At 37.9% G+C, this 13,952-nt stretch carries 15 protein-coding genes; 1 reads left to right on the forward strand and 14 read right to left on the reverse strand.

Annotated features, from left to right (window positions below; genetic code table 11):
- Positions 1–155: 155 nt before the first annotated feature.
- The 12 genes from Q1K34_RS16140 to Q1K34_RS16195 form a co-directional block, all read right to left on the reverse strand.
- Positions 156–1,133 (reverse strand): polyprenyl synthetase family protein, encoded by a 978-nt coding sequence (locus tag Q1K34_RS16140; RefSeq protein ID WP_300441211.1) that lies wholly within the window; start codon positions 1,131–1,133, stop codon positions 156–158.
- A gap of 58 nt (positions 1,134–1,191) precedes the next feature.
- The gene (rlmN, locus tag Q1K34_RS16145; RefSeq protein WP_300441214.1) at positions 1,192–2,235 is read right to left on the reverse strand and encodes a 23S rRNA (adenine(2503)-C(2))-methyltransferase RlmN; all 1,044 of its coding nucleotides are present in this window, start codon (positions 2,233–2,235) and stop codon (positions 1,192–1,194) included.
- Between the two features lie 117 nt (positions 2,236–2,352).
- Complete coding sequence (gene queA / locus Q1K34_RS16150) at positions 2,353–3,402, reverse strand: tRNA preQ1(34) S-adenosylmethionine ribosyltransferase-isomerase QueA (RefSeq protein ID WP_300441285.1); 1,050 nt, start codon at positions 3,400–3,402, stop codon at positions 2,353–2,355.
- 81 nt (positions 3,403–3,483) lie between these two features.
- Positions 3,484–4,710, reverse strand: a complete 1,227-nt coding sequence (aroA, locus tag Q1K34_RS16155) for a 3-phosphoshikimate 1-carboxyvinyltransferase (protein WP_300441217.1) — start codon at positions 4,708–4,710, stop codon at positions 3,484–3,486.
- Positions 4,711–4,737: 27 nt separating this feature from the next.
- A complete protein-coding gene (locus Q1K34_RS16160; RefSeq protein ID WP_300441220.1) occupies positions 4,738–4,992 on the reverse strand; it encodes a hypothetical protein in 255 nt (84 codons plus the stop codon).
- On the reverse strand, positions 4,992–5,318 hold the full coding sequence (locus Q1K34_RS16165) for a nucleotide pyrophosphohydrolase (RefSeq protein ID WP_300441222.1): 327 nt from the start codon (positions 5,316–5,318) through the stop codon (positions 4,992–4,994). Before Q1K34_RS16165 ends, Q1K34_RS16160 begins: the two co-directional genes overlap by 1 nt.
- The gene (gene dtd, locus Q1K34_RS16170) at positions 5,318–5,770 is read right to left on the reverse strand and encodes a D-aminoacyl-tRNA deacylase (protein WP_300441225.1); all 453 of its coding nucleotides are present in this window, start codon (positions 5,768–5,770) and stop codon (positions 5,318–5,320) included. Before dtd ends, Q1K34_RS16165 begins: the two co-directional genes overlap by 1 nt.
- Positions 5,770–6,717 carry a ribosome small subunit-dependent GTPase A gene (gene rsgA / locus Q1K34_RS16175; RefSeq protein WP_300441228.1) on the reverse strand — a complete coding sequence of 316 codons (948 nt, stop codon included), beginning with the start codon at positions 6,715–6,717 and terminating at the stop codon, positions 5,770–5,772. Before rsgA ends, dtd begins: the two co-directional genes overlap by 1 nt.
- Before the next feature lie 81 nt (positions 6,718–6,798).
- On the reverse strand, positions 6,799–7,890 hold the full coding sequence (locus Q1K34_RS16180) for a bifunctional 3-deoxy-7-phosphoheptulonate synthase/chorismate mutase type II (RefSeq protein ID WP_300441231.1): 1,092 nt from the start codon (positions 7,888–7,890) through the stop codon (positions 6,799–6,801).
- The gene (locus tag Q1K34_RS16185) at positions 7,880–8,764 is read right to left on the reverse strand and encodes a prephenate dehydrogenase (RefSeq protein ID WP_300441234.1); all 885 of its coding nucleotides are present in this window, start codon (positions 8,762–8,764) and stop codon (positions 7,880–7,882) included. The genes Q1K34_RS16180 and Q1K34_RS16185 overlap by 11 nt, the downstream gene beginning before the upstream one ends.
- Positions 8,761–9,906, reverse strand: coding sequence for an aminotransferase class I/II-fold pyridoxal phosphate-dependent enzyme (locus tag Q1K34_RS16190; protein ID WP_300441237.1), 1,146 nt, complete (start codon positions 9,904–9,906; stop codon positions 8,761–8,763). The genes Q1K34_RS16185 and Q1K34_RS16190 overlap by 4 nt, the downstream gene beginning before the upstream one ends.
- A complete protein-coding gene (locus tag Q1K34_RS16195; RefSeq protein ID WP_300441239.1) occupies positions 9,903–10,730 on the reverse strand; it encodes a prephenate dehydratase in 828 nt (275 codons plus the stop codon). Before Q1K34_RS16195 ends, Q1K34_RS16190 begins: the two co-directional genes overlap by 4 nt.
- Positions 10,731–11,078: 348 nt before the next feature.
- On the opposite strand from Q1K34_RS16195, the gene gldA reads away from it, so the two are divergent.
- Complete coding sequence (gene gldA / locus Q1K34_RS16200) at positions 11,079–12,002, forward strand: gliding motility-associated ABC transporter ATP-binding subunit GldA (protein ID WP_300441241.1); 924 nt, start codon at positions 11,079–11,081, stop codon at positions 12,000–12,002.
- Positions 12,003–12,060: 58 nt separating this feature from the next.
- Here gldA and Q1K34_RS16205 read toward each other — a convergent pair whose 3' ends face one another.
- On the reverse strand, positions 12,061–12,810 hold the full coding sequence (locus Q1K34_RS16205) for a head GIN domain-containing protein (RefSeq protein ID WP_300441244.1): 750 nt from the start codon (positions 12,808–12,810) through the stop codon (positions 12,061–12,063).
- Complete coding sequence (locus Q1K34_RS16210) at positions 12,807–13,913, reverse strand: acyloxyacyl hydrolase (RefSeq protein WP_300441246.1); 1,107 nt, start codon at positions 13,911–13,913, stop codon at positions 12,807–12,809. The genes Q1K34_RS16205 and Q1K34_RS16210 overlap by 4 nt, the downstream gene beginning before the upstream one ends.
- Positions 13,914–13,952: the final 39 nt, after the last annotated feature.

The following is a 13,952-nucleotide window of genomic DNA, read 5'->3' on the forward strand; positions in this document are numbered from 1 at the left end:
AATAGAAAAATTAAAATCAACTTGGCCAGTTGCATTTATCACTTGAACATGGCAAATTTAAAATTAGACAAAAAAATAACAGGGGTCGCGACCCCTGTTATTTTCTATTTACACAGTTTATGAGATAGTCCTGAAGTTTAAATTCTTCGCCTTTTTTATTTCTTTCGCTCTATTACATAATTCACCATTAGCTCAAGGCTGGATTTATAAGGAGAATCAGGATAACCCTCTAAAATAATCAAAGCTTCCCGCTGGAATTCTTTCATTCGCTTCACTGCATAATCCAGCCCTCCTTTTTCCCGAACAAAATCTATAATCTCTCTCACTCGTTTTCTATCCTTATTATGATTCTTGATGGAATTTATCACCCAGTCCTTTTCTTTTTTGGAGACCGTATTCAGCACATAAATTAACGGCAGGGTCATCTTTTGCTCTTTGATATCTATTCCGGTTGGCTTACCTATCTTTTGAGTACCATAGTCAAATAGATCATCTTTTATCTGAAATGCCATCCCAATCAACTCACCAAATCTTCTCATTTTAGCGATTTCCCGGCTTTCAGGCTTTACTGAAGCTGCTCCAAGGCTGCAACAGGCAGCGATTAAGGTCGCTGTTTTTTGCCTGATTATATCATAATATACTGTTTCAGTAATGTCAAGCCTTCGGGCTTTTTCAATTTGCAAAAGTTCGCCCTCGCTCATTTCTTTAACCGCAACCGATATGATCTTTAAAAGATCAAAATCATTATTATCTATAGAAAGTAAAAGACCTTTAGATAAAAGATAATCCCCAACCAAAACGGCAATCTTGTTTTTCCACAATGCATTAATGCTAAAAAAGCCTCTTCTTCGGTTAGAATCGTCCACTACATCATCGTGAACAAGTGTTGCCGTATGGATAAGTTCAATGACGGAAGCTCCTCTATAAGTCCTTTCATTTACACTTCCGTCTGAAACCATTTTAGCCACCAGAAAAACAAACATTGGCCTCATTTGTTTTCCTTTACGGTTAACGATATAGTGCGTAATACGATTTAAAAGTGCAACTTTGGAAGACATGGATTCGAAGAACTTTTTCTCAAAAAGTTCCATTTCTTTCTCCACCGGAAGTTTTATTTGGGAAATAACCTTCATAAAGGCCGTAAATATACATATTTAAACCGAAGGAAAACCCTCACCGAAAGTTATGAAATTAGGCAGATTTATTAGCTAATTGGCCACAGGCAGCATCTATATCTTTGCCGCGGGAACGTCTTACTGTTACCGTTATTCCGTTTCTTTCCAGCATATCCTGATACATATTGGTAGCTGCCGAAGCCGCTTGTTGGAAATTCCCATCATCTATAGGATTGTATTCAATAAGATTCACCTTGCAGGGAACATATTTACAAAACCGCACCAGCGCCTGCGCATCCTCACGGGTCTCATTTATATCTTTCCACACAATATATTCGTAAGTAATTCTACTTTTCGTTTTGGAATACCAGTATTCGAGTGCTTCCCGTAAATCTTCAAGGGGAAAAGTTTCATTAAAAGGCATTATTTGAGTTCTTATCTCATTCCGGGCTGAATGCAAAGAAACGGCAAGTTTGATCTTAGCTTCATCATCTGCTAATTTTTTGATCATTTTTGGAACACCAGAAGTTGAAATAGTAATTCTTTTAGGTGACATTCCCAGACCTTCAGGAGAAGTGATCTTTTCTACAGCCTTCATCACATTGTTATAATTCATCAAAGGCTCCCCCATTCCCATAAATACAATATTAGAAAGTGGGCGATCAAAATATAACCGGCTTTCATTATCTATAGCGACCACCTGATCATAAATCTCATCAGGATTAAGATTTCGCATTCTCTTTAACTTTGCAGTTGCACAGAATTGACAATCCAGACTGCAACCCACCTGAGAAGAAACACAAGCCGTAGTTCTTGACTTGGTTGGGATCAAAACAGATTCTACGGTAAGACTATCATGGAGCTTTACTGCATTTTTAATTGTGCCGTCGCTGCTGCGTTGCATTCTGTCAACACGAATATGATTGATCACAAAATTATCTTTCAGCATTTGCCTGGTCTCTTTGGAGATATTGGTCATATCATCAAAAGAGTGCGCAGCTTTATTCCATAACCATTCGTAGACCTGGGTTCCCCGAAAAGACTTATCCCCTTCAGCTACAAAAAAATTCTGTAGTTGTTCTTTAGTTAATGCCCTTATGTCTCTCTTCTTTTCTTTCACGCTGCTAAATTACGAAGTTAAAACTGAATGCTTCAGTCTTTTAAATTTCAGTAGCTTACAAAAAAGGCCATAAACCGTGAAATCGATTTATGGCCTTTTGTTATTTCCAAATACCGATTATAGAATCAGCATAGCATCACCATAAGTGTAAAATCTATATTTTTCCTTAACTGCTTCTTCATAAGCCTTCTTCATAAAGTCATGCCCAGCAAATGCAGATACCATCATCAATAGTGTTGATTTTGGAGTATGGAAATTTGTGATCATACAATTAGCAATATTAAAGTCGTAAGGAGGAAAAATGAATTTATTGGTCCACCCTCCAAATTCATTTAAAGTATGATCTGATGAAACCGCACTTTCCAAAACTCTCATCACGGTAGTACCAACCGCACAAACCTTACGTTTTTCTAGTTTCGCATTGTTGATCACTTCTGTAGCATCCTTGGTCACGAAAGCCTCTTCGCTATCCATTTTATGTTTTGAAAGATCTTCCACCTCTACCGGGCTAAAGGTTCCCAATCCCACGTGAAGCGTAACCTCAGCAAAATCGATCCCTTTAATCTCCAGTCTTTTTAAAAGGTGCTTAGAGAAATGCAAACCGGCAGTTGGCGCGGCAACAGCACCTTCATTTTTGGCATAAATAGTTTGATATCGCTCCTCATCAGAAGGCTCAACATCCCTTTTTATGTACTTCGGAAGCGGAGTTTGCCCCAATTCCTTCAATTTTATTCTGAAATCACTATAAGACCCATCATAAAGAAATCTCAAAGTTCTTCCCCTGGAAGTAGTATTATCTATTACCTCAGCGACAAGACTTTCATCCTCGCCGAAATATAATTTATTTCCAATTCTAATTTTCCTTGCAGGATCTACAAGTACATCCCATAATTTAGTTTCAGGATTTAATTCCCTTAATAAGAAAACTTCAATTCTTGCACCGGTCTTTTCTTTATTACCATATAATCTGGCAGGAAAAACTTTGGTATTATTAAGAACCATCACATCCTGAGGCTCAAAATAATCTATTAAATCTTTAAATTTTTTATGCTCAATCGTCTGCTCTTTTCTGTTAAGCACCATCAATCTGGCTTCATCCCTGTTTTCAGATGGATATTCAGCCAAAAGTTCTGGTGGCAGTTCAAAATTGAAATTCGAAAGTTTCATTCCCATAGTTCCTGTTTTAAAAGCCGCAAATATACAATCTCAAGGTAGGGGTTGTCAAGTAAATACGTGTTTATTTGAAAATTAAATAATTTCTCTGGTTTCGAAGCCTAATTCATTAAGGTCATTCCAGAAATCAGGATATGATTTTGAAACCACCTCAGCTTCTTTTATAGAAAGTGGTACTTTTTGGGCAAGTGGGGCAAATGCCAACGCCATGCGATGATCATTATACGTCTCTACCGCAACATCTTCTTTTAAATCTTTACAAGGCAATAGATGCAAACAATCATTCGTGATCCTCACTTCCGCACCAAATTTTTCCATTTCATTTTTTAAAGCCTGTAGCCGGTCTGTTTCCTTTATTTTTAAAGTATGTAAGCCTTCGAGTTTACATTCCATTCCTAAAGCCAGGCAAGTCACTGCAATGGTTTGGGCTATATCAGGTGAATTCCGGAGATCTTCGGAGATCCTTACAGCCTTCGTAGCTCTTTCTTTTTTAAGAATGATATAATTTTCTCTGAATTCAGTTTGAACACCAAAATGTTTATATATTTCAGCGAGACAGGAATCTCCCTGTCTGCTGGTCTTCCGGTAATTGGAAAGTTTAATTTCCGCGGTTTCAGCAATGGCTGCTATACTATAAAAATAAGAAGCCGAACTCCAGTCAGATTCTACTGCAATCACAGAAGGTTTTATTTCCCCGACCGGTTCAATATAAATACGATCATCTTTAAATTCACCTTTTATCCCTGCATGCTGAAGTATTTCCAGCGTCATCAATATATATGGTGTAGATGTGATCTGGCCTTCCAGTATAATTTCCAGTCCGTTTTCAAGGGACGCGCCAATTAGCATGAGTGCAGAAACATACTGGCTACTTACATTCGCCTGTAGTTTTACAGAATCTACATGCAGTTTCTTTCCTTTAATAATTAAGGGCGGATATCCAATCTCATTTTTATACTGAATATCGGCACCCATTCTCTGAAGAGCATCTACTAAAAGCCTGATGGGACGCTCTTTCATCCTTTTACTACCTGTAATCTCAACTTCACATCCTTCTTTCGCTGCGAAATATGCGGTTAAAAAACGCATAGCAGTACCGGCATGATGAATATCTATTAATCCCGAAGCCTTTTTAAGAGCTTTGCCCAGCACTACCGTATCGTCGCTATTAGAGAGGTTTTCGATTTTAATATTAGGGTAAAGGGCCTGAAGAATCAATAATCTATTCGATTCACTTTTTGAACCGGTGATTTTCAAATCAGCAGACAGGTTGTTTTGTGGATTATGAATAAAAAGAGTCATATATATATTAAAGGATGAGAAACTAAGTTATTCTTTTTTCTGCCTGGTTTGAAATTGCCCAAATGCTAAAATAAAACCATATAGAAAGGCTGCCAATAACTGGCCGATTATAAATCTAATCCATTTACCATCGGCGGTTCGTTCTTCAAAAAAAGTAGTGAAGGCAAATTCACCATATTCAAAGAAGATCGTAATTACATTATAAAGAACCAAAAATGATAGGCCAAGCCAGACAACAGATTTCCAAAAGGATCTTTGGGAGATGATGGACTTAAATTTCATTATTTTAGTTTTTGGTTATTCTTATGCCGGTCTTTATCTCTTTCGGTTTTTAATTCTAACTTTTTATCAAAAGCTTCCTGAAGATTCACACCGGTTTGATTCGCCAAACAAAGCACTACAAAAACCACATCTGCCAGTTCTTCACCAAGATCTTTATTCCTATCGCTTTCTTTCTCACTCTGCTCACCATACCTTCTGGCTATGATCCTGGCTACTTCCCCCACCTCTTCAGTTAGTTGAGCCATATTGGTCAATTCATTAAAGTAGCGAACTCCATGTTCTTTAATCCAATTATCTACCGCTAGCTGTGCATCATTTAAATCCATTAATTTCTATTTTTCGAATCTATAATAATTGTTACCGGCCCATCATTTAGAAGGGATACCTTCATATCTCCACCAAATACACCTGCACCAACATCTTTGCCCAGTTCTTTCTCAAATTCAGCAATAAATTTTAAGTACAATGGTTTCGCTATTTCAGGTTTGGCGGCTTTAATATAACTGGGGCGATTTCCTTTTTTGGTACTGGCATGCAGGGTGAACTGACTCACAATAATAGCATCTCCATCAATACTTTTCAACGAATCGTTCATCACATCTTCTTCATCATTAAAAATCCTCATATTGATAATCTTTCGGCAAAGCCAGGTTATATCTTCTTCATTATCCTCCTCTTCAATCCCCAATAATATTAACAAACCACTTCGCATTACCGCGCAAACTTTATAATCTACGGTTACTGAAGCTTCTGAAACTCTTTGTATTACTACCCTCATTATTTTTGGTATTGATCTACTCTGTAGTTATCTTCTTCACCTTCCATAATCTGCAAATAACTTTTATATCTGGACCAGGCAATTTCCCCTTCTTCTAAGGCATCTTTTATCGCACATTTAGGTTCATTTAAATGAAGACAATTGTGAAATTTACAATCCTGTTTTCTTTGAAAAAATTCTGGAAAATAGTCTCCTATTTCCTCACGATCCATATCAACTACACCAAATCCTTTAATTCCCGGAGTATCTATGATACGGGCATCCATCTTCAAATCGAACATCTCGGCAAAGGTGGTGGTATGCTGTCCCTGGCTATGCTGCCTGGAGATTTCAGAGGTTTTGAGGTCCAGGCTGGGCTCTACCGCATTGATTAGGGTGGATTTTCCTGTTCCGCTATGGCCGGAGATCATACTGGTTTTCCCAAGCATCTTCTCCTTGACCTTGTCTACATTCTTGCCATTCTTAGCGGAAATGCCAATACATTCATAACCGGCACTTCGATACAATTCAGCAAGATATTTCACTTCAGCAAGTTCGTCAATAGAATAAGTGTCCACTTTATTAAAAAGTAAGACAGCTGTGATATCGTATGCTTCCGCCGTCACCAGAAAACGATCTATAAAAGTGGTTAAGGTTGGTGGGTTATTAAGCGTAATCAGCAAAAAAACCTGGTCTATATTAGAAGCAATGATATGGGTTTGCTTAGAAAGGTTCACCGATTTACGAATTATATAATTCTCCCGCTCCCTGATCTTTTTTATGACTCCCGTTTTCTCTTCCACTCCCTCTTCAAGGTCAAAGAAAACATGATCTCCCACGGCCACAGGATTGGTGCTTTTAATGCCCTGAATCCTGAATTTACCTTTAATCCTACATTCGTAAAATTCCCCATCTTCAGCCTTTACCTGATACCAGCTACCCGTAGATTTATAAACCGTTCCCTGCATCCAAATATTAAATTATTTTTCTGTTTGATACAAATTTAAAGGAAACAAACCAGAAGAACGACTTCGCCCGTATATTTTGACCTATCTCTCAATACCATCCAGTATTTTTTGCTGATGATTGATAGACTCCTGGTGAATTGCCTTGAACATTCTTAAAACAAACTCTTCGCTCAGTCCTTTTTCTTCTCCTTCCAAAACCATTTTACCCAGGATCTCATTCCATCTTTTTGTTTGAAGAATGGCCACGTTCTGCTCTTTTTTAACCTGACCTATCTCTTCGGCGATTTTCATCCTTTTAGAAAGTATTTCCAGGATCTGACTATCGGTAATATCAATTCTGGACCTTAATGCGGTTAATTTATTCTGAAATTCTTCACTGGCTGAAATTTCCTTTCTTACTTTTAAATCTTCCATAATTTGGATAAGTGTTTCCGGGGTTATTTGTTGTGCAGCGTCACTCCAGGCTTTATCTGGCGTATGATGTGTTTCCACCATAATCCCGTCATAATTAAGATCGAGTGCTGTCTGGCAAAGATCAAAGATGATATCTCTTCTTCCGGCGATATGGGAAGGATCCAGGATTAATGGAAGATCGGGAAATTTATTCTGAAGCTCAATAGGAATCTGCCATTCAGGATTATTTCGATACTTGGTTTTTTCATAAGCTGAAAAACCTCTGTGAATTACTCCAAGCTTATTAATATCAGCGGTATGTAATCTTTCCACCGCGCCCAGCCATAGAGAAAGATCTGGATTCACAGGGTTTTTTACCAGTACGATTTTGTCGGTGCCTTTTAAAGCCTCTGCAATTTCCTGGACGATAAACGGTGAAACCGTTGTCCTTGCGCCAATCCATAAAATATCTACATCATGCTTAAGAGCAAGATCTACATGATTTGGATTTGCTACTTCTGTTGTGGTAAGCATTCCAGTTTCTTCCTTGGCTTTTTGCAACCATTTTAATCCCAGGGCTCCAACTCCTTCAAAATTCCCGGGACGGGTTCTTGGTTTCCAAATACCTGCTCTTAACACCGTAGCATCGCTGTCTTTAAGTTGATGAGCAATCGTTAAGACCTGTTCTTCTGTCTCGGCACTACAGGGCCCTGCAATTACCAATGGATGCGATAATCCAAAATCATCCAACCACGTTCTAAGTTCTTTCTTATTTTCCATTTTCTACTATTTTAAATTCCTGGTTTTTATTTAATCCGTTAAGTACTTCTTTGATATGATTTGTTTTTTGCATTTCATTGAAAACCTCTTCAAAATTATCTTCTTCCATCAATTTTCTGAAGTGTTTCAAATTTGAAATATATTCATCCAGCGTTTCCATTACATTCTTTTTATTCTGATGAAATATCGGGGCCCACATTGCCGGAGAACTTTTTGCGAGCCTCACGGTGGAGGCGAAACCACTCCCCGCCAGATCAAAAATATCCCGTTCATTTTTTTCTTTTTCCAGCACCGTTTTCCCAAGCATAAAAGCACTTATGTGTGATAAATGTGAAACATACGCAATATGACGGTCGTGCGAGGCGGGATCCATATATCTAATCCTCATTCCAATGGCCTGAAAAATTTCCATCGCCCTTTCCTGAAGCTTAAAAGCCGTCTTTTCCACTTCACAAATGATATTCGTCTTATTTTTAAAAAGTCCGTGAATTGCAGCCTCGGGACCGGAAAATTCGGTTCCGGCAATAGGATGCCCTGCCAGGTAGTTTCTTCTTTTGGGATGATCTGAAACATTTTTACACAGATGCTCTTTCGTAGAACCGGCGTCAATAACCACACAATCATCCTTTACAACATCCAATATTTGCGGTAAAACCTTTAAGGAGACATCTACAGGGATCGCCAGATATACAAGATCTGCCATTTTCAAATCTTCAAACCTGGCTTTAAAATCGATCAATCCCAGTTCCAGAGCCTTTTTAAGATGTGCCTCCTTTTCATCAATTCCGAAGATTTCAATATTTGTCAACGACGCCTTAAGATCCAACGCGAATGAACCTCCAATGAGTCCTAAACCTATTACAAAAACTTTCATGTTTTTATTCTCTTTAATGCTTCATCAATAGTACCTTCATCTGCGCAAAGTGAAAATCTAACATAGCCTTCCCCCTGGGAACCAAATATAAATCCCGGGCTAATAAAAATATCTTTACGGTAAAGAAGATCATCCACTATTTCTTCTGAAGTCTTTCCTTCAGGGACTTTAGCCCAGATAAACAGCCCTACCTGGTCTTCCCTCACCTCACAATCAAGTTCTGCAGCTATTTCCAGCACCTTCTTTTTTCTATCAGAATAGATCTTATTTTGTCTCTCAAACCAGGAACCGGTTAATTTTAAAGCTTCTACTGCCCCGGCCTGAACAGGATAGAACATCCCGCTATCCATATTCGATTTCACCTTTAATACTGAATTGATATTCTTTTCACTCCCGGTAAGCATTCCAACTCGCCAGCCGGCCATATTAAAGCTTTTGCTCAAAGAATTTAGTTCCATCACATAATCGCTCAAGCCATTCTTCCTTAGAATACTTTGCGGCTTGTCATTCTGAATAAAACTATAAGGATTGTCATTCACAACCAGTATCTTATGCTTTTCTGCAAACCTGGTAAGCTTTTCGAAGAAATCTTCTGAAGCCCTGGAACCGGTAGGCATATGAGGATAGTTAACCCACATCAGCTTTACCCGGCCTAGATCACTTTCCTCTAACTTTTCAAGATCTGGCAGCCAATTATTTTCTTCATTTAATTTATAATTCCGTTCTTTCGCATCGACTAACTTAGCAACAGAGCTATAGGTTGGATACCCGGGATCTGGCAATAAAACTTCATCACCAGGATTTAAAAATGCCAGTGAAATATGCATGATCCCTTCCTTGCTTCCCATAAGCGGAAGAATTTCAGTTTCCATATTTAATTGGAGGCTGTAATATTTGTCATAGAAACCCGCAATCGCCTGCCTTAATTCTTTGATCCCTTTGTATGGCTGATATTGATGTGCAGAATTATCGCTCAGGGCATTGTTCAATGCCTCTAACACCTCTGGTGGCGGAGCAAGATCCGGACTGCCAATTCCAAGATTGATAATTGGTTTTCCCTGAGCCCTCAAATCTGCTACTTCCCTTAATTTTTTTGAAAAATAGTATTCCTGAACCGTATCCAGTCTTTTCGCCGTTATCATGACAAATTATTTTTATAGATCCCTAAAATTTTTAATTCTTCCGTCATTAATTTTAAAACACTCACCGCTTTCTCAAAATCCTCTGATTTTTCAAAAATCACATCCACGAAAAAGGAATATTTCCAGGGTTCATCAATGATAGGTAGCGATTGGATCTTCGTTAGGTTTAAAAAAGAATCCCTCAATATATTCAAAACTGAAACCAGGCTTCCGCGATCACTGCTCAAATCGAATTTCAAGGAGGCTTTATCCAGTTTCACTCCATTCGGCTTTTGTCTTTCTGTTCCAAGAATTAAAAATCGGGTCGCATTGCTTTTTATGGTATGTATTTCTTTTGCCAGGATTTCCAATCCATACATTTCTGCCGCCGCCGGACTGGCCACTGCCGCCACTTTCTTTTTCCCTTCTTCAGAAATTCTTTTGGCCGCTTCAGCCGTATCTGCATCCTCGATGAGTTTAATATGTGGATGTTTTTTAAAAAACTCCTTACACTGTAATAAAGCCATGGGATGGGAATAAACTTTTTTGATGTCTTTTATTTGTTGCCCTTCCAAAGCCATCAGGTTCATATTTACCGGGGTATAATGTTCTCCAACTATGCTCAAATTATATTCATCTATCAAAGCATAGTTAGGCAAAATAGAACCGGCAATACTATTTTCTATCGCCATCACGGCTTCATTTGACTCCCCAGAGGCCAGTTTTCGAGCTAATTCGTGAAACGAAAGATGTTCTAACACTGAAACATCTTTATGATAGTAGTCCATCGCAACTAAATGATGAAAGGAACCTTTTATACCCTGAATCCCAATTTTTTTGTCCATATAGGCTTAAATGAAAAAAGTCCCGATCTAAGATCGAGACTTTTATATAATTTATATTGATTTAATCATATAGCATTCCCGATCCTATCTCTGAAATAGAAATAAAAATAATAGAATGCGTTCCAAGTGATTAATCCTGTCATTTGCAATTATAATAAGGGACTAAATTAGAATTTAAAATTTAGATTCAAAATATTTAGGCTGCTAAATTTGCAGTTTTCTGAATTTCGGAAAATTGACCATGATTTGCTGTCATTTACAATTTATCCTCTTATATTTTCGTTGAAAAATTGAAGAATATTCAGCAGCCTTCGAAATAATTATTCCCTAATTTTGAATTTTTGAGACATGCCTATATCTGTAAGCAATATATCTAAGCACTTCGGCCATCAAAAAGCCCTGGATAACATTAATTTTGAAATTAAAAAAGGCGAAATTGTTGGTTTTCTGGGTCCGAATGGGGCTGGAAAATCTACTTTAATGAAAATTCTTACCGGTTATTTAACTCCAGATGAAGGAAAAGCAGTCATTGACGGCCTGGATTTAAAAAACAACAAAGAAGATGTCCAAAAACAAATTGGCTATTTACCTGAACATAATCCCTTATATACCGAAATGTTTGTGAGGGAATATTTAAGGTTTAGTGCTTCCGTTTTTAAAATCGACAAAACAAGAGTTGAGGAAGTAATAAAACTTACCGGTCTTACTCCCGAAGCCAATAAAAAAATAGAACAACTTTCAAAAGGCTATAGACAAAGAGTAGGACTGGCAGCAGCACTACTTCATAATCCTGAAGTTCTTATCCTTGATGAACCTACCACCGGTCTGGATCCAAATCAACTGGTAGAAATTAGAACACTCATTAAAAATATTGGGAAAGAAGACCGCGAAGGAAAACCAGGAAAAACAGTATTTCTCTCTACTCATATTATGCAGGAAGTGGAGGCTATATGTGATAGGGTAATTATTATTAATAAGGGAAAGATCGTCGCTGATAAAAATCTTAAAGAATTAAGGGAGGGCAATGATCAGATCATATTTGTGGAATTCGATTACCGAATTGAAGAAATTGCTTTGCAAAAGATCCCTCATCTGGTTTCAGCAAAAAATACCGGCGGATTTGCTTACGAACTTATCTTTGACACCCATAAAGACATGAGACCGGCCGTTTTCGATTTTGCGCATGATAACGGTCTAAAAACACTTCAGCTAAATCAAAAAACTAAAAACCTGGAAAGTCTTTTTGCTGAATTGACGGCCCAAGCCCCCTAAATCCACCAAAGGGGGACTTTTTTTACCTTTTAAATTCCCCCTTCGGGGGTTAGGGGGGTTACTCAAAAATAAGCCTTCCTCTAAATTTTTCTTCTACATCTACTACGGGAGGTCGGTTTATAGAAATAATATCGCCGTAACTAACAATTGCACCTTTGAGACTTTGCTGCGGATTGATTATAAGCTTGTTAGTGCCGCGATGAAAAAGGTCGTAATTCTGAACTATTAATTCCCTTGCTTCCAGCCTTCCATCTCCCGCAGCAAAAAATCCATTGAAATTTTCAACATTACCGCTGAGGAAATAATTTGAGTAATTATCATTGGTGATCCTTAAATTCTGAACGTCAAGATCTAGCACAAAGTCTCCATTGGTATGAATTTCAGGATCTAAATCCTGATTTTCAGAAACCAGCCAAAGATTTTCAAATTTCAAGGTTCCCACGCTCTCTAAGGGTATATTTCCGGCATGACGCAAATATTTGACCTCTGGAACAATTATATAAACTTTCGTTATCTCATAATCCCGTACCAGGTTACATACATTTAAGTTTTGAAGGATTAGTCGGTTATCTTCAACTTCGGCAGAGATCTCATTAAATAGATTCTCCCCGCTTTCGATCACCACTTTTTGTTCCGGCCCTTGCTCAATAAAAAGTTTGATCTTATCGTACAGGATAATTTCATTAAAAGCAGGAACCTGCAATTCTTTTTGAACGATATTACCTGCCTTTTGAAAACAATCCCCTGCTTCTTCAGAATCACATCCAAGAAAGGGGATTAATGCAAGTATAAATATTAGCTTTTTCATAATCTGTATCCAATTGAAAATTCTACCGCTTCGGCATTTGCTCCATGGGATCTAACCGTAGCCGATGCCCACCAGTGATCTGTAATTTCTCTTTGTAAACCCATCCTATTATAAACCTGATCCACATAATCTGTATAAGGATAGTACACATAATAGCCTAAATGCGTGATAAGGGACATTTTATTAAAAGTAAGTTTATGTCCTACAAAAAGCCCTACCCTTTTAGCATCCTCATCACCGGTAGTTCCTTTCTGCGGAAATGCAACCGACTGGTATTCGATAAATTCTTCCAGCGATCTGGAGAAAAATAATTCAGCACCTCCATGTAGCGTACTTTTTCTATTCAATACTTTATCTGCATACGCTGAAATAGTTAAAAAAGGCAGCCTGGGCGAACCCACCACTCCAGCAGTATTGATACCGCTTCTTACGGCAAAATTATAATGAAAAGGTTCAGTATATTTTTCTTTAGGTTCCCTGGGAATAAAAGTATCTGGATGTTCTTCATAATCCAGAAGGTAATTCACACCTACATTAAATGTAAAAGTATTCGTGCTATGGTTCGGAGAACCAAGATCGGCGTTGGAATAATGAATAATCGTAACGCCGGCATTTATACCAAGTCCACCAATAATATTCTCTTTTTGAATGTTCCCCATTAAATACGTAGAACTCAAAAATCTGGTTCCGTAGGCGTTATTAATGTAATTCTCATCTGGATCGTAAGGATTTGTGGTATAAGCAACCCCCTGCCCAATCCTGAACATTAAAAGTCTTTTTAAGGCATAGAAACTAAAGTGGCCGTACAGCGAATAATTCTCCCCCAGATAGGTGTTCTTCATATTCTGATAGATAAAAGAATATCCGAAATCAGGATAATTATACCGTCGTTCCCATTTCTCTAATCCGTAGGTTTTTCTATTCCAGCTAAGCAAGAAACCTTCGGGATGATCTGTAATTAAATGCGCAATATCTGGATTATGTTCTAATATGGTTCCGTAAAAATAACTGGCATCCAGAGAAAAATATTTAGTTGGTTTTTCTTCCTGTGCCTGAGCAATGAAACTCAGCAGAAATAATAGGCAGGCGATAATTCTTTTCATACGGGGGCAAATCTAACATATTTACGAAAAAAATGCCCG

This window comes from Christiangramia sp. (genome assembly GCF_029937855.1).
Lineage (GTDB): Bacteria > Bacteroidota > Bacteroidia > Flavobacteriales > Flavobacteriaceae > Christiangramia.

Bases quoted from the DNA above. Each gene is read 5' to 3' on its own strand.
- gldA (WP_300441241.1), top strand. From the start codon at position 11,079: ATGCCTATATCTGTAAGCAATATATCTAAGCACTTCGGCCATCAAAAA.
- Q1K34_RS16180 (WP_300441231.1), bottom strand. From the start codon at position 7,890: ATGGAAAATAAGAAAGAACTTAGAACGTGGTTGGATGATTTTGGATTA.
- Q1K34_RS16140 (WP_300441211.1), bottom strand. From the start codon at position 1,133: ATGAAGGTTATTTCCCAAATAAAACTTCCGGTGGAGAAAGAAATGGAA.
- Q1K34_RS16190 (WP_300441237.1), bottom strand. From the start codon at position 9,906: ATGATAACGGCGAAAAGACTGGATACGGTTCAGGAATACTATTTTTCA.
- dtd (WP_300441225.1), bottom strand. From the start codon at position 5,770: ATGAGGGTAGTAATACAAAGAGTTTCAGAAGCTTCAGTAACCGTAGAT.
- Q1K34_RS16165 (WP_300441222.1), bottom strand. From the start codon at position 5,318: ATGGATTTAAATGATGCACAGCTAGCGGTAGATAATTGGATTAAAGAA.
- Q1K34_RS16210 (WP_300441246.1), bottom strand. From the start codon at position 13,913: ATGAAAAGAATTATCGCCTGCCTATTATTTCTGCTGAGTTTCATTGCT.
- Q1K34_RS16205 (WP_300441244.1), bottom strand. From the start codon at position 12,810: ATGAAAAAGCTAATATTTATACTTGCATTAATCCCCTTTCTTGGATGT.
- Q1K34_RS16195 (WP_300441239.1), bottom strand. From the start codon at position 10,730: ATGGACAAAAAAATTGGGATTCAGGGTATAAAAGGTTCCTTTCATCAT.
- aroA (WP_300441217.1), bottom strand. From the start codon at position 4,710: ATGACTCTTTTTATTCATAATCCACAAAACAACCTGTCTGCTGATTTG.
- Q1K34_RS16160 (WP_300441220.1), bottom strand. From the start codon at position 4,992: ATGAAATTTAAGTCCATCATCTCCCAAAGATCCTTTTGGAAATCTGTT.
- Q1K34_RS16185 (WP_300441234.1), bottom strand. From the start codon at position 8,764: ATGAAAGTTTTTGTAATAGGTTTAGGACTCATTGGAGGTTCATTCGCG.
- rsgA (WP_300441228.1), bottom strand. From the start codon at position 6,717: ATGCAGGGAACGGTTTATAAATCTACGGGTAGCTGGTATCAGGTAAAG.
- queA (WP_300441285.1), bottom strand. From the start codon at position 3,402: ATGAAACTTTCGAATTTCAATTTTGAACTGCCACCAGAACTTTTGGCT.